Here is a 21,846-nt window from a genome sequence, read left to right on the forward strand (position 1 = left end):
CTTTTCAAGTCAGGAAGATTCGATGCCCGTCGCTCACGTTGCCCTGCCCGTTCCGCTTCCCCGCACCTTTGACTACTTGCTGCCCAACAGCATGAGCGCCAAAGCGGGCTGTCGCGTGACCGTGCCGTTTGGCAAACAGCAGCGCGTGGGGATCGTGGTTTCCGTGAGTGAAAAAAGCGAGCTGCCGCTTAATGAACTGAAATCGGTGGTTGAGGTGCTGGACAGTGAGCCGGTTTACTCCACCAGCACCTGGCGACTGCTGCTGTGGGCGGCGGATTATTATCATCACCCCATTGGCGATGTCCTGTTCCACGCCCTGCCGATTATGCTGCGCCAGGGCAAGAGCGCCAGCCATGCGCCGATGTGGTACTGGTTTGCTACCGAGCAGGGTCAGGCTGTGGATATCAACAGCCTGAAGCGCTCGCAGAAACAGCAGCAGGCGCTGGCAGCGCTGCGTCAGGGAAAAATCTGGCGGCATCAGGTCGACGAGCTTGAGGTCAGCGAAACCGCGCTCCAGGCATTAAGAAAGAAAGGGCTGAGCGAGCTGGCAAGCGAAGCGCCCGCCCTTCACGACTGGCGCGACGGCTTCTCCGTCTCTGGAGAGCGCCTGCGTCTGAACACCGAGCAGGCCACCGCCGTGGGGGCGATTCACAGCGCCTCGGACCACTTTTCTGCCTGGCTGCTGGCGGGCGTGACGGGGTCCGGCAAGACCGAAGTTTATCTGAGCGTGCTGGAAAACGTGCTCGCACAGGGCAAACAGGCGCTGGTGATGGTGCCGGAAATCGGCCTGACGCCGCAGACCATCGCTCGCTTTCGCGAACGCTTTAACGCGCCGGTTGAGGTGCTGCACTCCGGGCTTAACGACAGCGAGCGCCTCAGCGCCTGGCTGAAAGCGAAAAACGGCGAAGCGGCGATTGTGATCGGCACCCGCTCGTCGCTGTTTACGCCGTTTAAAAATCTCGGCGTTATCGTAATAGATGAAGAGCACGACAGCTCCTATAAACAGCAGGAAGGCTGGCGCTATCACGCCCGTGACTTAGCGGTATACCGTGCGCACAGCGAGCAAATCCCCATCATTCTCGGCTCCGCCACGCCCGCGCTCGAAACGCTGCACAACGTGCGCCAGCGTAAATACCATATGCTGCGCCTGACGCGTCGCGCGGGGAATGCGCGCCCGGCGATTCAGCACGTGCTGGATCTGAAAGGTCAGCAGGTTCAGGCCGGGCTCGCACCTGCATTGATTACCCGAATGCGGCAGCATTTGCAGGCGGGCAACCAGGTGATCCTGTTCCTTAACCGACGCGGTTTCGCGCCCGCCCTGCTGTGCCACGACTGCGGCTGGATTGCGGAATGCCCGCGCTGCGACCACTACTACACCTTCCATCAGGCCCAGCGGCATTTGCGCTGCCACCACTGCGACAGCCAGCGCCCGGTGCCGCGCCAGTGCCCATCGTGTGGCTCAACGCATATCGTGCCGGTCGGTCTGGGCACCGAACAGCTTGAACAGGCGCTTGGCCCCTTCTTCCCGGACGTGCCTATTTCGCGTATCGACCGGGATACCACCAGCCGCAAAGGCGCGCTGGAACAACAACTGGCGGAAGTGCATCGCGGTGGCGCACGCATCCTGATTGGTACGCAGATGCTGGCAAAAGGGCATCACTTCCCGGACGTCACGCTGGTCGCCCTGCTGGACGTTGACGGCGCACTGTTCTCGGCAGATTTCCGCTCCGCCGAGCGCTTCGCCCAGCTATATACCCAAGTGGCGGGGCGTGCCGGACGCGCAGGCAAACAAGGGGAAGTGGTGCTGCAAACGCACCACCCTGAGCACCCGCTGCTGCAAACGTTGCTGCATAAAGGCTATGACGCCTTTGCCGAACAGGCGCTGGCCGAACGTCAGACAATGCAGCTGCCGCCGTGGACCAGCCACGTCATCATCCGCGCGGAAGACCATAACAACCAGCAGGCGCCGCTTTTCCTGCAACAGCTGAGAAACCTCCTGCAGGCCAGCCCGCTGGTGGATAGTCAGCTGTGGATTTTGGGTCCGGTTCCAGCGCTGGCCCCGAAACGCGGCGGACGTTTCCGCTGGCAAATCTTACTTCAGCACCCGTCACGTATCCGCCTTCAGCATATCGTCAGCGGCACGCTGGCGCTGATCAACACCCTGCCGGAAGCGCGAAAAGTGAAGTGGGTTCTGGACGTCGATCCCATCGAAGGCTGAAGACGGATCGAAAAATTTAACGCGCCTCACACTTTTTATGAAAATTCTGTAACCGATTCCATTAACTATCTGTAAAAATGGTGATGTCCGCAGTTCGGTGTTCAGGCGAGGAGAAGACGTTGAAGTCCAGGAAAGAGGTCACTACGGCGACCATGAAAGACGTTGCCGAGAAAGCACAAGTCTCAACGGCAACCGTGTCCCGCGCATTAATGAACCCGGATAAAGTCTCCCAGGCGACCCGTAACAAGGTTGAACAGGCGGCGCTGGAAGTGGGCTATTTCCCGCAGGCGATGGGGCGCAACGTAAAGCGCAACGAATCGCGGACTATTCTGGTGATTGTGCCGGACATCTGCGACCCCTTCTTTAGCGAGATCATTCGCGGTATCGAAGTGACGGCGGCTGAACAAGGCTATCTGGTGCTGATTGGCGATTGCGCCCACCAGAATCAGCAGGAAAAAACCTTTATCGATCTCATTATCACCAAGCAGATTGACGGTATGCTGCTGCTTGGCTCCCGCCTGCCGTTTGATGCCAGCATTGAAGAACAACGCAATTTACCGCCGATGGTGATGGCCAACGAGTTCGCGCCAGAGCTGGAACTGCCGACGGTGCATATTGATAACCTGACGGCCGCGTTCAATGCGGTGAACTATCTTCAGGAACTGGGGCATAAGCGCATTGGCTGTATTGCCGGGCCGGAAGAGATGCCGCTTTGCCACTACCGCCTGCAAGGCTATGTTCAGGCGCTGCGCCGTACCGGAGCCATCGTTGATCCGCACTATATTGCGCGCGGTGATTTTACCTTTGAAGCGGGCGGACAAGCGCTGGAGAAACTGCTGGCACTGCCGCAGCCGCCAACGGCGGTGTTCTGCCACAGCGACGTGATGGCGCTGGGCGCGCTGTCCCACGCCAAACGTCGTGGGTTACGCGTGCCGAAAGACCTGTCGATTATCGGCTTCGATAATATTTCGCTTTCAGAGTTTTGCGATCCACCGCTCTCTACCGTTTCACAACCGCGCTATCAGATTGGCCGCGAAGCGATGCTGCTTTTGTTGGATCAGCTGCAGGGCCAAACGGTTAGCAGCGGCTCTCGGCTACTGGACTGCGAGCTGATTGTTCGCGGCTCTACCCAGGCATTGACTTAAAGTAAATGCCTTTCGGACACCCTTATCTGGTCAAAGCCCCGCCGCTTAAGTAACATGGCGGGCTGACGAACGAATAAATACAGCGAAACGATAGTGGCACAACGAGATTATGTACGTCGCGGCCAGCCGGCACCTTCGCGACGCAAAAAGAGTAGTTCAAAAAGCAAGCAGCGGAACCTGCCTGCCGTCTCGCCAGCAATGGTCGCTATTGCTGCGGCTGTACTGGTGGCCTTTATTGGCGGCCTGTACTTCATTACGCACCATAAAAAAGAAGAATCTGAAGCGCTTCAGGGCAACAAAGTGGCCGGTAATGGCCTGCCGCCGAAGCCTGAGGAGCGCTGGCGCTATATTAAAGAGCTGGAAAGCCGCCAGCCTGGCGTGCGTGCGCCTACCGAGCCGTCTGCCGGTGGCGAAGTGAAAAATGCCGATCAGCTGACGAACGAACAGCGCCAGCTGCTGGCACAGATGCAGGCCGATATGCGCCAGCAGCCTACGCAGCTGAATGAAGTACCGTGGAATGAACAAACGCCTGCGCAGCGTCAGCAAACGTTGCAGATGCAGCGTCAGCGCCAGGCACAAATTCAGCAGCAACAACAGCAGCAGTGGACGCAAACCCAGCCGGTACAACAGCCGAAGGCTCAGCCATACCAGCAGCCACAGCAGCAGACGCGCACGGTACAATCGCAGCCTGTTCAGCAACAGCCAAAAGCCCAGCCGCAAAAGCAGGCGGCGCAGCCGTATCAGGATCTGCTCCAGACGCCAGCGCATACCACGGCGCAGCAGCCGAAAACGCAGCAGGCCGCGCCGGTGTCCAAAGAAACCGAAGCGCCGAAGCAAACGGCTGAGAAAAAAGACGAACGCCGCTGGATGGTGCAGTGCGGCTCGTTTAAAGGCGCCGAGCAGGCCGAAACCGTGCGTGCCCAGCTCGCGTTTGAAGGATTTGACTCACGCATTACCACCAACAACGGCTGGAATCGCGTGGTGATTGGCCCGGTCAAAGGCAAAGAAAATGCCGATGGCACTATCTCTCGTTTGAAAGTAGCCGGTCACACAAACTGCATTCGACTCGCCTCCGGGGGTTGAAACCCCCAAAATCCCCCCCATCTATCATTTAATTCAGCCCTGAGCACTGGCTCAGGGCTTCTGTTTCCCGAATCTGTAACCAGGGGGTCTGCTCGTGACAACAATAGTAAGTGTACGCCGTAACGGCCATGTGGTAATCGCCGGTGATGGCCAGGCCACGCTGGGTAATACCGTCATGAAAGGCAACGTGAAGAAAGTGCGTCGTCTCTACAACGACAAAGTGATCGCCGGTTTTGCAGGCGGCACGGCGGATGCCTTCACGCTGTTTGAACTGTTTGAACGCAAACTGGAAATGCACCAGGGTCATCTGGTGAAAGCTGCCGTTGAGCTGGCGAAAGACTGGCGTACCGACCGCATGCTGCGCAAGCTCGAAGCGCTGCTGGCGGTGGCCGATGAAACCGCCTCGCTGATCATCACCGGGAACGGTGACGTGATTCAGCCGGAAAATGACCTGATTGCCATCGGCTCCGGCGGCCCGTACGCCCAGGCTGCAGCCCGCGCCCTGTTGGAAAACACCGACATGAACGCGCGCGATATCGCGGTGAAGGCGTTGGATATTGCAGGTGATATCTGCATTTATACCAACCACAACCACACCATCGAAGAATTGACCTCCAAAGCGTAAGGATCTCCCATGTCTGAAATGACCCCACGCGAAATTGTCAGCGAACTGAACAAACACATTATCGGCCAGGATAACGCCAAGCGTTCCGTGGCTATCGCCCTGCGTAACCGCTGGCGTCGTATGCAGCTTGACGAAGAGCTGCGCCACGAAGTAACCCCGAAAAATATTCTGATGATCGGGCCGACCGGCGTCGGTAAAACCGAAATCGCCCGTCGTCTGGCGAAGCTGGCTAATGCGCCGTTCATCAAAGTTGAAGCCACCAAGTTCACCGAAGTGGGCTATGTGGGTAAAGAAGTGGACTCCATCATCCGCGATCTGACCGACTCGGCGATCAAGATGGTGCGTGTCCAGGCGATCGAGAAAAACCGCTACCGCGCTGAAGAGATGGCCGAAGAGCGCATTCTCGACGTGCTGATCCCACCGGCTAAAAACAACTGGGGCCAGGCAGAACAGCAGGCGGAACCGTCCGCGGCGCGCCAGGCATTCCGCAAGAAACTGCGTGAAGGCCAGCTGGATGATAAAGAGATTGAGATCGATCTCGCTGCCGCACCGATGGGTGTGGAAATCATGGCGCCTCCGGGCATGGAAGAGATGACCAGCCAGCTGCAGTCCATGTTCCAGAACCTGGGCGGCCAGAAGCAGAAAGCACGCAAGCTGAAAATCAAAGACGCGATGAAGCTGCTGATTGAAGAAGAAGCGGCGAAGCTGGTGAACCCGGAAGAGCTGAAGCAGGACGCTATCGACGCGGTTGAGCAGCACGGCATCGTGTTTATCGACGAAATCGACAAAATTTGTAAGCGCGGCGGCAACAGCTCCGGCCCGGACGTGTCCCGCGAAGGCGTTCAGCGCGACCTGCTGCCGCTGGTTGAAGGCTGCACCGTCTCCACCAAGCACGGCATGGTGAAAACAGACCACATCCTGTTTATCGCTTCCGGTGCGTTCCAGGTTGCCAGCCCGTCGGATCTGATCCCGGAACTGCAGGGTCGTCTGCCTATCCGCGTTGAGCTGCAGGCGCTGACTACCGAAGATTTCGAACGCATCCTGACCGAGCCAAACGCCTCTGCCACCGTGCAGTACAAAGCGCTAATGGCGACCGAAGGGGTAAACCTCGAGTTCACCGAAGACGGTATCAAACGTATTGCCCAGGCTGCATGGCAGGTGAACGAAACCACCGAGAACATCGGTGCGCGTCGTCTGCACACCGTGCTGGAACGCCTGGTGGAAGATATCTCTTATGATGCGAGCGACCTTAACGGTCAAACCATTACCATTGACGCAGAATATGTGAGCAAACATCTGGATGCGTTAGTGGCAGATGAAGATCTGAGCCGTTTTATCCTATAATCGCGGTTATTGCATTCTCATCACTGTTAATGGGGGCTAAGGCCCCCATTTTTATTGGCTAAATACTTATGACTGACATCAGCCGTACTCAGGCGTGGCTCGAAAGTTTGCGCCCTAAAACGCTTCCTCTGGCCTTTGCCGCGATCATCGTCGGCACCGCCCTTGCCTGGTGGCAGGGTTATTTTGATCCGCTGGTCGCCGCGCTGGCATTGATTACCGCTGGCCTGCTGCAAATCCTCTCCAATCTTGCCAACGACTATGGCGATGCGGTGAAAGGCAGCGATAAATCCGATCGCATCGGGCCGCTGCGCGGTATGCAGAAAGGGGTGATTACCCAGGCACAGATGAAACGCGCGCTGATTATCACCGTGGTGCTGATTTGCTTGTCCGGCCTGGCGCTGGTGACGGTGGCATCTAAGACCACCAGCGATTTCATCGGCTTCCTGGTGCTGGGTCTGCTCGCGATTATCGCAGCCATTACCTACACCGTTGGCACGCGCCCTTACGGTTATATTGGGCTGGGTGATATCTCCGTGCTGGTGTTCTTCGGCTGGCTGAGCGTGATGGGAAGCTGGTATCTGCAGGCGCATACGGTGATCCCGGCCCTGTTCCTGCCCGCGACCGCCTGCGGTCTGCTGGCGACGGCGGTGCTCAACATCAACAATCTGCGCGACATCGACAGCGACCGCGAGAACGGCAAAAATACCCTGGCGGTTCGTCTGGGGCCGGTCAATGCCCGCCGCTATCATGCCTGCCTGCTCATTGGCGCGCTGGTTTGCCTGGCGCTGTTTAACCTGATTTCCTTGCAGAGCTTGTGGGGCTGGCTGTTTGTGCTTGCCGCGCCGCTGCTGATTAAGCAGGCCCGTTTTGTGATGCGTGAACTCAGCCCGTCCGCTATGCCGCCAATGCTGGAGCGGACGGTAAAAGGCGCACTGCTGACTAACCTGTTGTTCGTCATCGGGATTGTGTTAAGCCAGACGCTCAGTTAGCTGACAAATATCAATTAACAATTGATGATTTTGCCAACAACGCATTTCGCACGATATACTGAACACATTCGCAGCAACTGAGCGTTAAACCTATGAAATACGATACCTCCGAGCTTTGTGACATCTACCAGGAAGATGTCAACGTCGTTGAACCGCTGTTCTCCAACTTTGGTGGGCGGTCGTCGTTTGGCGGGCAAATCATCACGGTGAAATGTTTCGAGGATAACGGGTTGCTGTACGATCTGCTCGAACAGAATGGCCGCGGCCGCGTTCTTGTGGTCGACGGCGGCGGTTCCGTGCGCCGTGCGTTAATTGATGCTGAACTGGCCGGCATTGCCGTGCAGAATGAGTGGGAAGGCATTGTGGTGTACGGTTCCGTACGTCAGGTGGACGATCTCGAAGACCTGGATATCGGGATTCAGGCCATCGCGGCCATTCCGGTTGGGGCTGCGGGTGACGGCATTGGCGAAAGCGACGTGCGCGTCAATTTCGGCGGCGTGACCTTCTTCTCCGGTGACCATCTCTACGCCGATAATACCGGTATTATCCTGTCCGAGGATGCGCTGGATATTGAGTAGTAAAAGAGTCAGCGAGAACCATAAAAAAACCGCCAACAGCAATGTGGCGGTTTTTTTGTCCCTCGGGATTCGCGGTCCGTTGGGAGGATTTACAGCTCCACACCAGGGACTTTTATCATACCCCTCAATAAAAGACAGGCAATCCCTTAGACCCTTTATAAAATCCTAATTTTATTTGCACGTCTTAACGGCGAGGCTGATGTTAACTATGATGCTACGTCCCTTTCCGCCATCTCGCACATGGGCATCGGTCCAGGGAAAGGTGTATTCACAACCGTAAAACAGCCCACGCCAGGGCTTGTGTCCACCGACTTATCACCGGTGGTGAAAGGTGGAGCGGTTAGCTGCAGGGACCGCATAATGAAACGCTATTTATGTATCGCGTTCATTGTCGCCAGCGTACTCGTTGTAAAGAGTGATGAACCGAATGTGTTCGTTGCTTTTGCTATGACAGCGCAGGACAAGTAGCGTTAAGGCCGCCTCTGGCGGCCTTTTTTATTACTGGCATAAAAAAGCCGGGTGGCGGCTTCGCCTTACCCGGCCTACTCATTAATCCCAATGGGAATTAGACCTCTTCCATACGTCCCAGCAGCGCTTGCAGGCGATCCTGCCAACCGTTCTGCTGTTCGCGCAGCTGGTTGTTTTCGCGCTCCAGTTCTTCACGGCCGTGCTGAGCATTCTGCACTTCCTGCGCCAGGCTGTTGTTCTTCTCTTTCAGCTCTTCAATTTCCATCTGCAGCAGGGTGATGGTGTCAATCGCCTGCTGTACTTTCGATTCCAGTTTCTCAAACACTTCTAAAGACATGATGCTACCTCTCCTGAATTGCAAGGCGACGCTTTAACGTAAACGCGCACGACATATACCGTCGATTGTATGGAGCGCGGCGCTCTGTGTCCAGCGACACACCGCGCAGATCGCGGTTTGCAACACTTTTAGGTCTGGTCCTGGTGCGTTCGCGTCATATACCCCTAAATTGTTAACTCATTCGTTAATGAAATGATTCAGCTCACATTCTGATGCTGATGCAAAAATGTGCTTTATGGCGCGAAAACGCTCATTTTATTGACGCAGACCACACATTTTGATTTCGATATTTCTCGTTTTTGCTCGTTAACGATAAATTAACACTATGTCTACAGGGCATCGTGGCTGTCACGGGCGGCCATGCTAACAATAACATTAATCTCTTCAGGATTCCGATTATGAGTCAGACATCAACCTTAAAAGGCCAGTGCATTGCCGAGTTCCTTGGTACCGGGTTGTTGATATTCTTCGGAGTGGGCTGTGTCGCTGCACTGAAAGTGGCGGGTGCCAGTTTTGGTCAGTGGGAAATCAGTATCATCTGGGGTCTGGGCGTGGCGATGGCCATCTACCTGACTGCAGGGGTTTCCGGTGCACATCTTAACCCGGCGGTAACCATCGCGCTGTGGCTGTTCGCGTGCTTCGATGGACGCAAAGTTGTTCCTTTCATCATTTCTCAGTTTGCCGGCGCCTTTTGCGCAGCGGCGTTAGTTTACGGGCTTTATTACAATCTTTTCATCGACTTCGAACAGACGCATCATATGGTGCGCGGCAGTGTCGAAAGTCTGGATCTGGCTGGCATCTTCTCAACCTATCCGAACCCGCATATCAATTTTGTGCAGGCGTTCGCAGTTGAAATGGTGATTACCGCTATTCTGATGGGCGTCATTATGGCGCTGGGCGATGACGGCAACGGCATTCCGCGCGGCCCGCTGGCCCCGCTGCTGATTGGCCTGCTGATTGCGGTTATCGGCGCATCTATGGGTCCACTGACCGGCTTCGCGATGAACCCGGCGCGTGACCTGGGGCCAAAAACCTTCGCCTTCTTCGCTGGATGGGGCGACGTGGCCTTCACCGGTGGCAAAGATATTCCTTACTTCCTGGTCCCGCTGTTCGGGCCAATCGTAGGGGCGGCGCTGGGTGCATTCGGCTATCGCAAATTAATTGGTCGCCACTTACCGTGCGACACCTGTGTGGAAGAAGAGAAAGAAACAACGTCTACCGCACAACAAAAAGCTTCGCTGTAATCTGACTACGGGACACCTAACATGACCGAAAAAAAATATATTGTTGCGCTCGACCAGGGCACTACCAGCTCCCGCGCTGTCGTAATGGATCATGACGCGAACATCGTCAGCGTGTCACAGCGCGAATTCGAGCAAATTTATCCTCGTCCAGGCTGGGTAGAGCACGACCCAATGGAGATCTGGGCGTCACAAAGCTCCACGCTGGTGGAAGTGCTGGCGAAAGCCGACATCAGCTCCGACGAGATTGCCGCGATTGGTATCACCAACCAGCGTGAAACCACCGTGGTCTGGGAGCGCGAAACCGGTAAGCCAATTTACAACGCCATCGTCTGGCAGTGCCGCCGTACCTCAGAAATTTGCGAAAAACTGAAGCGCGAGGGCATGGAAGATTACATCCGTAGCGCAACAGGCCTGGTGATTGACCCGTATTTCTCCGGCACCAAAGTGAAGTGGATCCTCGACCACGTGGAAGGTTCGCGCGAGCGTGCAAAACGCGGCGAGCTGCTGTTCGGTACCGTCGATACCTGGCTTATCTGGAAGATGACCCAGGGACGCGTTCACGTCACCGACTACACCAACGCCTCGCGTACCATGCTGTTCAACATCAACACCCTTGAGTGGGATGACAAGATGCTGGACGCGCTGGACATCCCGCGCGCGATGCTGCCTGAAGTGCGTAAGTCTTCCGAAGTGTACGGCCAGACCAACATCGGCGGTAAGGGCGGCACCCGTATTCCTATCGCCGGTATCGCCGGTGACCAGCAGGCGGCGCTGTTCGGCCAGCTGTGCGTCAAGGAAGGGATGGCGAAGAATACCTACGGCACCGGCTGCTTCATGCTGATGAACACCGGCGAGAAAGCGGTGAAGTCAGAAAACGGCCTGCTGACCACCATCGCCTGCGGCCCGCGCGGCGAAGTGAACTATGCGCTGGAAGGTGCGGTGTTCATGGCCGGTGCGTCCATTCAGTGGCTGCGCGACGAGATGAAGCTGATCAGCGATGCGTTCGATTCCGAGTACTTCGCGACCAAAGTGAAAGACACCAACGGCGTGTACGTGGTGCCTGCGTTCACCGGTCTGGGCGCACCGTACTGGGATCCGTATGCACGCGGCGCGATTTTCGGCCTGACGCGCGGTGTGAACTCTAACCACATTATTCGCGCCACTCTGGAATCCATTGCCTACCAGACGCGCGACGTGCTGGAAGCGATGCAGGCTGACTCCGGCATTCGTCTGCACGCCCTGCGCGTGGACGGCGGCGCGGTGGCTAACAACTTCCTGATGCAGTTCCAGTCCGACATTCTGGGCACCCGCGTTGAGCGCCCTGAAGTGCGTGAAGTGACGGCGCTGGGCGCGGCGTACCTTGCCGGTCTGGCGGTAGGCTTCTGGCAGAACCTGGACGAGCTGCAGGAAAAAGCGGTTATTGAACGCGAATTCCGCCCTGGCATCGAAACCACCGAGCGTAACTTCCGTTACAGCGGCTGGAAAAAAGCGGTGAAACGCGCCCTGGCGTGGGAAGAGCACGACGAGTAATTATATGTTCCCTCTCCCCTGGGGAGAGGGTTAGGGTGAGGGGCTCCGGCCGCACCGGTCCCCTCACCCCTCCCCACTCTGTGATAAACTTCGTGCAATTCCTTTTGATTGCACGAGTACCTCATGAAACGTGAACTTGCTATCGAGTTTTCCCGCGTCACCGAAGCAGCCGCCCTTGCAGGCTATAAATGGCTGGGCCGTGGCGACAAAAATACCGCAGACGGCGCAGCCGTCCATGCCATGCGCATTGTGCTTAACCAGGTCAACATCGACGGCACCATCGTCATTGGCGAAGGCGAGATCGACGAAGCGCCAATGCTCTATATCGGTGAAAAAGTCGGTACCGGTAAAGGCGATGCCGTGGATATCGCGGTTGACCCGATCGAAGGCACCCGCATGACGGCGATGGGTCAGGCCAACGCGCTCGCTGTGCTGGCTGTGGGCGATAAGGGCTGCTTCCTCAACGCGCCGGACATGTACATGGAAAAGCTGATTGTCGGCCCTGGCGCAAAAGGTGCAATCGACCTCAGTCTGCCGCTGGAAGAGAACCTGAACAATATCGCCAAAGCCCTGGGCAAACCCCTTAGCGAACTCACCGTGACTATTCTGGCAAAACCGCGCCACGACGCCACTATCGCGCAGATGCAAAAACTCGGCGTGCGCGTATTTGCTATCCCTGATGGCGACGTTGCCGCCTCGATCCTGACCTGCATGCCGGACAGCGAAGTGGACGTGCTTTACGGCATCGGCGGCGCGCCGGAAGGCGTGGTCTCTGCGGCGGTGATCCGCGCGCTGGATGGCGATATGCAGGCACGCCTGCTGCCCCGCCACGAGGTGAAAGGCGACAGCGACGAGAACCGCCGTATCGGGGAAAACGAGCTGGCGCGCTGCGAAGCGATGGGCATCGAGGCCAATAAAGTACTCGCACTTAACGAGATGGCGCGCAGCGATAATGTCGTATTCTCCGCGACCGGCATCACCAAAGGCGATCTGCTGGATGGCATCACCCGCAAGGGCAACATGGCGACCACCGAAACGCTGCTGATCCGTGGTAAATCACGCACCATTCGCCGTATCCAGTCTATCCACTATCTCGACCGCAAAGATCCGGACGTGCAGACGCACATTCTGTAAAACCGTTTGATCGATTGAGCTTTCCGGCCCAAATGGGCTGGAAATCTCCCCGCTAAGTACGGAAGATAGAACAGAGAAACAGCACAGGAGAAGATCATGGCGGACTGGGTAACAGGTAAAGTCACAAAGGTACAGTTCTGGACCGATGCGCTATTTAGTCTCACCCTGCATGCACCCGTCCACCCGTTCACAGCCGGACAATTCGCTAAGCTGGGGCTGGATGTCGACGGCGAACGCGTGCAGCGCGCCTACTCTTACGTTAACGCGCCTGATAACCCGGATCTCGAGTTCTATCTGGTCACCGTTCCTGACGGCAAGCTCAGCCCACGCCTGGCGGCGCTGAAGCCGGGTGATGAAGTGCAGATTGTCACCGAAGCGGCGGGCTTCTTTGTGCTGGATGAAATTCCGGACTGCGACACCCTGTGGATGCTGGCAACCGGCACCGCCATCGGCCCTTATCTCTCTATTTTGCAGTACGGCAAAGATCTGGAACGCTTCAAAAACATCGTGCTGGTTCACGCCGCGCGCTACGCCGCAGACCTGAGCTACCTGCCGCAAATGCAGGCGCTGGAACAGCAGTATGCCGGGAAGCTGAAAATTCAAACCGTGGTCAGTCGTGAAACGGCGTCGGGTTCACTGACCGGACGTGTTCCGGCATTGATTGAGAGCGGTGCGCTGGAGGAGGCGGTTGGCTTGCCCATGAATACCGAAACCAGCCATGTGATGCTGTGCGGTAACCCGCAGATGGTTCGCGACACGCAGCAGCTTCTGAAGGATACCCGGCAGATGACGAAACACCTTCGTCGCCGACCGGGCCATATGACGGCTGAACACTACTGGTGATCAGCGGTATTTCACCTCAAGGGTGTCTTTACCGTATTTGTTTTCGCTCTGGGTGCCGATAAACGCGCCCAGATCGACAACCATCATCACGAAGATAATGCTCGGCACCATCCTGCCCACGACCCACGGCAGGATAGACGGCAGCATCGCCCAGTTCCCCGCCACCAGCATCCACGCCAGAATAATCAGAAAAGCCCATGCGCCGGAACGGCCGCGATCGTGCAGACGTTTCACCACCACGGCGGCCGTTGGCCACAGTAAACACACCAGGGCAAACGCTGCGGTTTGCGTGCTCAGCCACGCGTTATAGGCAACAAAAAAAAGAAGCAGCATGGCGACAACCCACGTCACCATCCAGACCCAGAAATCACGGCGTCCAATACGCCCTTTGAATGAAAACAGCCACTGCTGTATGGTCATGTAAGGTTCCTTATTATCGTATAGCGCGCATTTTACCCTGGAGTTGTGACCTTTTGACAAGCCGACCAGATATCGTTTTAATCATGAGCACTTACGGCCAGGGGCAATATTGATGAAATTAACGGCACACTCTCTTTTCCTGTGTTTAGCGATGCTGAGCGCAGGCAGCGCTCTGCATGCCGCTGAAACCACCGCCCCGACGACAGCGCCGTATCTCCTGGCGGGCGCGCCCTCTTTCGACCAATCGATCAGCCAGTTTCGTGAAGCCTTTAATCAGGCCAACCCAAAGCTGCCGCTGGATGAATTTCGCGCTATTGATAGCGCCCGTGATACCCCAACCCTGACCCGTGCGGCCAGCAAGATTAACGAGAATTTATACGCATCGACTGCACTCGAACGCGGCACGCTAAAAATTAAAAGCATGCAGATCACCTGGCTGCCAATCCAGGGGCCGGAACAAAAAGCTGCCAGGGCGAAAGCGCTGGAGTATATGAGCGCCATTCTGCATGCCTTCACCCCGGCGCTAACGAAAGCGCAAAGCCAGCAAAAGCTGCAAAAATTGCTGGCGGCGGGTAAAAACAAGCGTTACTACGCCGATACCGAAGGCGCCATTCGCTATGTGGTGGCGGATAACGGCGAAAAGGGACTGACCTTCGCTGTTGAACCGATTAAGCTGGCGCTATCAGACTCACTCGGAGGGGCGAATTAATGACAAAAAGCAAAGCCTTTCAGGGGAAAATCTCTATACTGATTCACAGACCATGCTGCCCGTCCGGGTGGCCATATTCCTTAATTCGCTTATTTAGCGTGGAGAATTGAAATGCGACATCCTTTAGTGATGGGTAACTGGAAACTGAACGGCAGCCGCCACATGGTAAACGAACTGGTTGCGAACCTGCGTAAAGAGCTGGCTGGCGTAACGGGCTGCGCGGTTGCTATCGCTCCGCCGGATATGTACCTGGACCTGGCTAAACACGCCGCTGACGGCAGCCACATCGTGCTGGGTGCGCAGAACGTTGACGTTAACCTGTCTGGCGCATTCACCGGTGAAACCTCCGCTGAAATGCTGAAAGATATCGGCGCGAAATACATCATCATCGGCCACTCCGAGCGTCGCACCTACCACAAAGAATCCGACGAGTTCATCGCGAAGAAATTCGCCGTGCTGAAAGAGCAGGGTCTGATCCCGGTTCTGTGCATCGGTGAAACCGAAGCGGAAAACGAAGCGGGTAAAACTGAAGAAGTGTGCGCACGTCAGATCGACGCAGTGCTGAAAACCCAGGGCGCGGCAGCGTTCGAAGGTGCGGTTATCGCATATGAGCCAGTCTGGGCGATCGGTACCGGCAAATCTGCAACCCCTGCGCAGGCTCAGGCGGTTCACAAATTCATTCGTGACCACATTGCTAAAGCCGACGCGAAAGTGGCTGAGCAAGTGATCATCCAGTACGGCGGTTCCGTAAACGCAGCCAACGCTGCTGAGCTGTTCACCCAGCCAGACATCGATGGCGCGCTGGTTGGCGGCGCATCCCTGAAAGCTGACGCTTTCGCGGTGATCGTTAAAGCGGCAGAAGCGGCTAAACAGGCGTAATTGCCTTTGCGGCGGGTGGCGCTTGCGCTTACCCGCCCTACAAAACCCCTACAACTTACCTAACACGCTAAACCATAGATAATCCAGCGGCAGCAGCACCAGAAAGGTTGCCACCGCCAGCGCGAGACAAAGCACCATCCCCCCCCTTGCAGGCACCTTCCCGAGCCCCATTGCCACCACAATCGGCGACGCCTGATATGGCAGCAGCGGCGTTGAATAGCCCAGTACCTGAATCATGATCACCGACAGCAGCGGGAAACCGGTCGCGTCCGAGAAGCTCTGCGCCAGCGTGGTATAGAGTGCAGGAACGCCGTTGGCGGTCATAATGAAGTTGAGCGCCGTGGTGATCCCGGTCAACGCCAGGAAGCTGGTGAACGGTCTGTCTGCATCCAGCGGCATAATGCGGAGCAACGCTTCGCCCACGGCCGTTCCAATGCCGGTTTGCGTCACCACGATAGCCAGTCCAAGAATGCCCGCGACGTAAATACAGGTTCGCATGTTCACGCCCGCTGAAAACTCTTCCCCGGTGATAAAGCCAACGCGCGGCAGCATTACGATGATCGACGCCGCCAGCCCAGTCCACGCGGGGCCCACGCCGTGCCAGCTCTCCGTGACCCACATCCCCAGCACCACCGCCAGCAGCCAGGCGAGACGCTTTTCATCCCGCCCCATAGGCTCAGAGGGGGTCAGATCTTTCGGCGGTTTCGGGCTACCGGGAAATAGCCAGCAGATCAGACCAATCAGGATCAGGCCTTTGAGAATGCCAAGCACCGGCGTGTGCAGCAGCAGATACGGAACATAGCTCAGGTGAATGCCGTACGAGCCCTCCGCCGCGCCGCTCATAACCAGGTTGGGTACGTTAGCAGGCAGGATAGTGGCCGACAGCTGGAAGGTGCCGAACCCGACGGCAAGCGCAAGTCCGAACCAGGCGCGGGAGCCGTCGGCGATACTGGCGCGTTTCGCCATCGCCGCGACAATCGGCATCAGCAGCGCAATACGCCCCATGTTCGATGGCATCACAAACGCCAGCGCATAGCTCAGCAGCACCACGCTTGCCACCATCAGCGCCCAGGAGTCGGTAAGCTTTGCGGAGAGCGCCCGGGCGGCCCTGTCCGCCAGGCCGGTTTTACGGATCGCCACGCCGAGGACAAAACCGCTAAATACCAGCCAGAAAGCCGACGAGGCAAAACCGCCAAAAATCACTTCCGGCGGGGCAATTTTGGCGACCATCGCCGCCGTGAAGAACAACAGCGCGGTGAGAAATTCCGGCAGCAGCGACGTCGCCCACAGCACGATGGTGACGCCCACAATCAGTGAGGGCAGCAGCAGAGGATGCGTTAACCAGAGCGACATACCTGTCTCCTGTAGAATTTTTCAGCAAGTCTACGGCGACAGGCAGGACGAGTAAACGCCATTTATAGTGGGGTCACTTCAGGATATCGCATTGATGATCCTGAAGTTCCTCCGCCGACGCGCGATTGAGCGTCAGCAGATTACGCTCGGTCGCCAGCAAAATAAACGAACCATCCGACTGCTGCGCCATCGCCAGCGCGAAGCGCCCCATATGGTCGCGCGCTTCCGGCAGCTCTTCTGCCAGCATCATAAACGGGCTGCGCTGCACCATCTCGTTTTCCGTCACCCGACGGGCGAGATATTCATGCCCTTCCAGCCCGCCCGGGAACGGTAGCCACTGGGTGCTAATTTGCCCCTGAGCGGCATTGAGCTTCTCGCGCACGTCCGGGCGCAGGCAGGAAATATGAATGTGAAAATGGTTCTGCGTGCGGCCAGTCGGGGAGTTAATCGTCAGCGAAATGGCGCTGTCGGGCACCTCTGAGCCGCGCTTCAGGGTCATAAAGCTGCGGGACTGCCACGCCAGCCAGAAAAAGTTCGGTGTGTGAGGCTCGGTCAAAAGGGGACTTTCGGTGCCGTTGATGCGGTACGTCGGCATCAGCAGATACTGCAGCGGACCGTTGCGGTCTTTAAACACCGCGTAGCCTGCATCCGTTTTCACCTGCGCGCACGGCGCGGGGTTGCGATGTTGGATCTGATTCGGCACGCACTGGTCGAGGACGATATGCCGCAACGCGTTCGGATTACCCGCCTTCATCCAGTACGCGCCGCCAGCGGCAAGGGCGATGACAATCAGGATCAATACGATAATTTTTTTCACAACGCGTTCCCTGTTTTCGGTAGAGGCGAAAGAGTAACGCAAAATGATGACCAAATAAAAAACCCGGCGGATTTCTCACACCGGGTCACCGTGTCGTTCGTTATGTAGCGCTTAGCGTTTGCTGATCTGGTCGAAGGTGCCGCCGTTAGAGAAGTGCTCTTTCTGCGCTTTGGTCCAGCCGCCGAAAACATCGTCAATGGTGAAGAGCTTCAGTTTCGGGAATGCGCTGTCGTATTTCTTCGCCACAGACGGGTCACGCGGGCGATAGTAGTTCTTCGCCGCAATTTCCTGACCTTCCGGGGAGTAGAGATACTTCAGGTAGGCTTCCGCCACCGCTTTGGTGTCTTTCTTCTCAACCACTTTGTCGACCACGGAGACGGTCGGCTCGGCGAGGATAGATTCGCTTGGGGTGACGATCTCGAACTTGTCTTTACCCAGCTCGTGGGTCGCCAGCAGGGCTTCGTTTTCCCACGCAATCAGCACGTCGCCAATGCCGCGCTCAACGAAGGTGTTGGTTGCGCCGCGCGCACCAGAATCCAGCACTTCGACGTTTTTAAACAGCGCTTTTACGAATTCCTGCGCTTTTGCCTGGTCACCATTGTTATGGTGCAGGGCGTAGCCCCAGGCCGCCAGGTAGTTCCAGCGCGCGCCGCCGGAGCTTTTCGGGTTCGGGGTAATCACGGAAACGCCGGGTTTGATCAGGTCGTTCCAGTCCTTAATTTGTTTCGGGTTGCCTTTACGCACCAGGAAAACGATGGTCGAGGTGTATGGCGCGGAGTTGTCCGGCAGACGTTTGATCCAGTTTTTATCAATACGGCCACGTTCCGCGATTGCGTCCACGTCGTAGGCCAGCGCCAGGGTCACCACGTCGGCTTCAATGCCGTTAATCACAGACGTTGCCTGTTTGCCCGAGCCGCCGTGAGACTGACGAATAACCACGTTATCGCCGGTTTCCTGCTTGTAGTGCGCCGCAAAGGCTTTGTTGTATTGATCGTACAGCTCACGCGTCGGGTCGTACGACACGTTCAGTAACTGGATATCCTTTGCCAGAACGCTGGTCGATGCCAGCAATAATGTTAAACCCACGCCCCATTTATTCATCGCCCAGCTCTCTTGTGTAGTGTTTTGATGAATGCAGCGTGCCAGAAAGCGAATCGATGATTAAAGAATAAAAAAAGATTGGCTATAACGTGGAGGAATAAAAGAGTGGATGAGTGGCCTGATGCCCTCACCCCAGCCCTCTCCCACGGGAGAAGGAGTAAACATAAAAAAACGGTAACACAGGGGTTACCGTTTCGCATTTACCTTGCGCCACCCGGCACAATACAGACGCCGATCAGTACAGTTTTTTCGCGCAGTCCAGCCAGTCACCCTTGAACGGACGCTTCATGTTTTCAATCGCGTCGATGATGTCATGGTGTACCAGCTGCTCGTTCTGAATACCGACGCAACGACCGCCATGACCCTGCAGCAGCAGTTCGATGGCGTACGCACCCATACGGGAGGCCAGAATACGGTCGTACGGGCCAGGGGAACCGCCACGCTGGATATGACCCAGAACGGTCGCACGGGTTTCGCGTTTGGTTTCGGTTTCGATGTACTTCGCCAGCTCGTCAACGTCACAGATGTGCTCGGTGATGGCGACGATGGCGTGTTTTTTGCCTTTCGCGATACCGGCTTTGATTTCGTTCACCAGATCTTCACGGCTGAATTCCACTTCCGGGACCACAACGAACTCACAACCACCGGCAATAGCGGCTGCCAGAGTCAGGTCGCCGCAGTAACGGCCCATCACTTCAACGATGGAGATACGCTGGTGAGAAGAAGAGGTGTCACGCAGGCGGTCAATCGCTTCAACTACGGTACCCAGCGCGGTGAAGTAACCGATGGTGTAGTCAGTGCCTTTGATGTCGTTGTCGATGGTGCCAGGCAGACCGATGCACGGGAAGCCCATTTCGGTCAGACGTTTTGCACCCATGTAGGAGCCGTCACCACCGATAACAACCAGCGCGTCCAGGCCGCGTTTCTTCATGTTTTCGATAGCCACTTCGCGAACGTGCTCATCACGGAATTCCGGGAAGCGTGCAGAACCGAGGAAGGTACCGCCACGGTTGATCATGTCAGACACGCTGTAGCGGTCCAGTTGAACCATACGGTCTTCGTACAGGCCCAGGTAACCGTCATAAACGCCAAACACTTCCAGACCTTCCGTCAGTGCTGCACGGACAACACCACGAATTGCCGCGTTCATGCCCGGCGCATCACCGCCGCTTGTCAACACACCGATTTTCTTAATCATGACTACCTCTGAACTTAGGAATGCAAAATTGAAATCTGTTGCCGGAAGAAACTGTTCGACCAACGAATACTGCAAATAGTATATCAATCGCTTCCAGCTGAATTGATTCAGGTCAGACCAAATGGCGGTAATTTATACACAAAATGCTGGCCTGGCTCACTTTTTTACAACGAATTACGAAAGCTCAACATGTCCGGGTACAACCGAGCAGGGATCCTGGTGAATAATGACGTCCGAACCAGGAAAACGCTGCAAAATCGCCTGCTCGACCTGCTCAGCTATAACGTGAGCCTGAACCAACGGCAGGTTGTCTTCCATTTCAATGTGGATCTGTATAAAGCGGGTCGGCCCTGACTGCCGCGTACGAAGATCGTGGGCTCCACTGACGCCGGGCCAGTGGGTCACGATGGCATAAATTTCATCACGTTCTGCATCAGGCAGCGCACGGTCAAGAAGCGATTGCACCGCTTCATATCCCATCCGTAAGGCGCTATATAAGATATAGACCCCTATCCCTAACGCAAACAATGCATCGGCCCGATGCCAGCCATACCAGGCCAGACCGAGCGCAATAAGAATAGCCCCATTCATCATAACATCAGACTGATAATGAAGCATATCCGCCCGTACGGCCTGGCTTTGTGTTTTACGCACGACCCAGCGCTGGAACGTTACCAGAACAAGTGTGCTAATAAGCGCAATGACCGTGACGATCACGCCGACACCGGGATCGTTCATCGGCGAGGGTGAAATGAGATGCTGAATACCGGTCAAGAACAGGAACAGCGCGGAGCCAGAAATGAACATGCTTTGCGCCAGCGCCGCAAGCGATTCAGCTTTTCCGTGTCCGAAAGTGTGCTCTTCATCCGCCGGTTGCAGCGAATAGCGCACCACCAGCAGGTTGGTCAGCGAGGCGGCAATATCCACCAGCGAATCCACCAGCGCCGCCAGAATACTGACCGAGCCGGTGTACCACCACGCGAAAATTTTGATGACCAGCAAACACGACGCCATTACCGTCGCGGCGATTGCGGCCCGGCTTACCAGCCGTCCATAGGATTGATTCATAAACACTCCTGTCATGCCATTGCGCTAGTATAACGGATGGTTGCGGAGTCAAAGGATGAATAAACGGTTAACAAAAGAGAATGACGGGCAAAAAAAACCCCCACATCATGTGGGGGAAGACAGGGATGGTGTCTATGGCAAGGAAAACAGGGTTTACTGGTTACTACGGGTACTGCTATTGCTACTGAAAAGCGTCGTTTCTGAGCTTCGCTGCATCCGTGCAACCTTACGCAACTGGTCCATACGTTGCTGATGTTTGTCGTTCAAAACCGCTTGCTGCTCGGGCGACAACAGGTGGTACATCTGGTTGCGAACCTTCGCCATCTCTACCTGGCGGGCAACCTGCTCCTGTGCCATTTTTTCTGCCTGAGCGCGTACAGCGCTTTCGTCAAAATTTTCTGCGGTGACAAGGCGATGCATTGTCTCCATTTCGCTAACATTAACAGGGGGCTGGTCGTGTCTTGCCCTCTGCATCAGATCTCGCATCTGTTGACGCTGATGTTCGGTTAAACTTATGCCGTCAAACATATGGCTTTGGCCGCTGTGCTGCGTTGTACCCTCTTGCGAGGAACTGTTATCGCCGATGATAGCTACAGCAGCCTGGCTAAACGCACTGAACGCCAGCGTTGAGGCCATGACGGCAGCGGTAACTTTGCGCATCACTTGCTCCCAAAATCTTTCGTGTCGCGATTCAACGAGAGACAGTCTACGATTCAGGCTGCAAACATGCGTCAGGGGGTGTAAAACAACGTAAAGTCATGGA

The 21,846-nt window shown here is 56.3% G+C and carries 21 protein-coding genes; 13 read left to right on the forward strand and 8 right to left on the reverse strand.

Features of this window, described 5'->3' with window-relative positions:
- Positions 1-22: 22 nt before the first annotated feature.
- From priA to rraA, 7 genes are all read left to right on the forward strand, one after another.
- On the forward strand, positions 23-2,218 hold the full coding sequence (gene priA, locus K5E19_RS18975; protein WP_221552576.1) for a primosomal protein N': 2,196 nt from the start codon (positions 23-25) through the stop codon (positions 2,216-2,218).
- A 119-nt stretch (positions 2,219-2,337) separates the two neighbouring features.
- Entirely contained in the window at positions 2,338-3,363 is a 1,026-nt protein-coding gene (gene cytR, locus K5E19_RS18980; protein ID WP_042718153.1) for a DNA-binding transcriptional regulator CytR, read from the forward strand.
- Between the two features lie 93 nt (positions 3,364-3,456).
- Positions 3,457-4,446: a cell division protein FtsN gene (gene ftsN, locus K5E19_RS18985; RefSeq protein WP_221552577.1), complete on the forward strand. Its 990-nt coding sequence runs from the start codon at positions 3,457-3,459 to the stop codon at positions 4,444-4,446.
- Between the two features lie 94 nt (positions 4,447-4,540).
- Positions 4,541-5,071, forward strand: coding sequence for an ATP-dependent protease subunit HslV (gene hslV / locus K5E19_RS18990; protein ID WP_008501802.1), 531 nt, complete (start codon positions 4,541-4,543; stop codon positions 5,069-5,071).
- A gap of 9 nt (positions 5,072-5,080) precedes the next feature.
- Positions 5,081-6,415, forward strand: coding sequence for an HslU--HslV peptidase ATPase subunit (hslU, locus tag K5E19_RS18995; protein WP_010436948.1), 1,335 nt, complete (start codon positions 5,081-5,083; stop codon positions 6,413-6,415).
- A gap of 68 nt (positions 6,416-6,483) precedes the next feature.
- Positions 6,484-7,404 (forward strand): 1,4-dihydroxy-2-naphthoate polyprenyltransferase, encoded by a 921-nt coding sequence (gene menA / locus K5E19_RS19000; protein ID WP_221552578.1) that lies wholly within the window; start codon positions 6,484-6,486, stop codon positions 7,402-7,404.
- A gap of 92 nt (positions 7,405-7,496) precedes the next feature.
- Entirely contained in the window at positions 7,497-7,982 is a 486-nt protein-coding gene (gene rraA, locus K5E19_RS19005; protein ID WP_042718157.1) for a ribonuclease E activity regulator RraA, read from the forward strand.
- 565 nt (positions 7,983-8,547) lie between these two features.
- Here rraA and zapB read toward each other — a convergent pair.
- A complete protein-coding gene (zapB, locus tag K5E19_RS19010) occupies positions 8,548-8,787 on the reverse strand; it encodes a septal ring assembly protein ZapB (protein WP_010436935.1) in 240 nt (79 codons plus the stop codon).
- A 398-nt stretch (positions 8,788-9,185) separates the two neighbouring features.
- On the opposite strand from zapB, the gene K5E19_RS19015 reads away from it, so the two are divergent.
- The 4 genes from K5E19_RS19015 to fpr all read left to right on the forward strand — a co-directional run bounded on the left by K5E19_RS19015 (position 9,186) and on the right by fpr (position 13,538).
- Entirely contained in the window at positions 9,186-10,031 is an 846-nt protein-coding gene (locus K5E19_RS19015) for an MIP/aquaporin family protein (protein WP_010436934.1), read from the forward strand.
- 21 nt (positions 10,032-10,052) lie between these two features.
- Entirely contained in the window at positions 10,053-11,561 is a 1,509-nt protein-coding gene (gene glpK, locus K5E19_RS19020; protein WP_047345509.1) for a glycerol kinase GlpK, read from the forward strand.
- Between the two features lie 123 nt (positions 11,562-11,684).
- Positions 11,685-12,695, forward strand: a complete 1,011-nt coding sequence (gene glpX / locus K5E19_RS19025) for a class II fructose-bisphosphatase (RefSeq protein ID WP_221552579.1) — start codon at positions 11,685-11,687, stop codon at positions 12,693-12,695.
- A 96-nt stretch (positions 12,696-12,791) separates the two neighbouring features.
- On the forward strand, positions 12,792-13,538 hold the full coding sequence (gene fpr, locus K5E19_RS19030; RefSeq protein WP_221552580.1) for a ferredoxin--NADP(+) reductase: 747 nt from the start codon (positions 12,792-12,794) through the stop codon (positions 13,536-13,538).
- Here fpr and K5E19_RS19035 read toward each other — a convergent pair whose 3' ends face one another.
- The gene (locus K5E19_RS19035) at positions 13,539-13,958 is read right to left on the reverse strand and encodes a DUF805 domain-containing protein (protein ID WP_221552581.1); all 420 of its coding nucleotides are present in this window, start codon (positions 13,956-13,958) and stop codon (positions 13,539-13,541) included. It lies immediately after the preceding gene.
- A 151-nt stretch (positions 13,959-14,109) separates the two neighbouring features.
- Between K5E19_RS19035 and K5E19_RS19040 the strand changes: the two genes are divergently transcribed.
- Positions 14,110-14,667: a YiiQ family protein gene (locus tag K5E19_RS19040; protein WP_260411861.1), complete on the forward strand. Its 558-nt coding sequence runs from the start codon at positions 14,110-14,112 to the stop codon at positions 14,665-14,667.
- 111 nt (positions 14,668-14,778) lie between these two features.
- Positions 14,779-15,546, forward strand: a complete 768-nt coding sequence (tpiA, locus tag K5E19_RS19045; protein WP_010436926.1) for a triose-phosphate isomerase — start codon at positions 14,779-14,781, stop codon at positions 15,544-15,546.
- A gap of 48 nt (positions 15,547-15,594) precedes the next feature.
- On the opposite strand, the gene K5E19_RS19050 is transcribed toward tpiA, so the two are convergent.
- The 6 genes from K5E19_RS19050 to cpxP all read right to left on the reverse strand — a co-directional run bounded on the left by K5E19_RS19050 (position 15,595) and on the right by cpxP (position 21,743).
- Positions 15,595-16,899 carry an SLC13 family permease gene (locus K5E19_RS19050; RefSeq protein WP_221552583.1) on the reverse strand — a complete coding sequence of 435 codons (1,305 nt, stop codon included), beginning with the start codon at positions 16,897-16,899 and terminating at the stop codon, positions 15,595-15,597.
- A gap of 73 nt (positions 16,900-16,972) precedes the next feature.
- On the reverse strand, positions 16,973-17,716 hold the full coding sequence (locus K5E19_RS19055; protein ID WP_221552585.1) for a CDP-diacylglycerol diphosphatase: 744 nt from the start codon (positions 17,714-17,716) through the stop codon (positions 16,973-16,975).
- Positions 17,717-17,827: 111 nt separating this feature from the next.
- Positions 17,828-18,817: a sulfate ABC transporter substrate-binding protein gene (locus K5E19_RS19060; protein WP_221552587.1), complete on the reverse strand. Its 990-nt coding sequence runs from the start codon at positions 18,815-18,817 to the stop codon at positions 17,828-17,830.
- Positions 18,818-19,052: 235 nt separating this feature from the next.
- Positions 19,053-20,015, reverse strand: a complete 963-nt coding sequence (gene pfkA, locus K5E19_RS19065; RefSeq protein WP_010436919.1) for a 6-phosphofructokinase — start codon at positions 20,013-20,015, stop codon at positions 19,053-19,055.
- 174 nt (positions 20,016-20,189) lie between these two features.
- A complete protein-coding gene (gene fieF, locus K5E19_RS19070) occupies positions 20,190-21,083 on the reverse strand; it encodes a CDF family cation-efflux transporter FieF (protein ID WP_221552589.1) in 894 nt (297 codons plus the stop codon).
- 153 nt (positions 21,084-21,236) lie between these two features.
- Positions 21,237-21,743: a cell-envelope stress modulator CpxP gene (gene cpxP, locus K5E19_RS19075; protein WP_221552590.1), complete on the reverse strand. Its 507-nt coding sequence runs from the start codon at positions 21,741-21,743 to the stop codon at positions 21,237-21,239.
- Positions 21,744-21,846: the final 103 nt, after the last annotated feature.

It is taken from the genome of Enterobacter sp. RIT637, assembly GCF_019718755.1.
Classification (GTDB): Bacteria; Pseudomonadota; Gammaproteobacteria; order Enterobacterales; family Enterobacteriaceae; genus Enterobacter.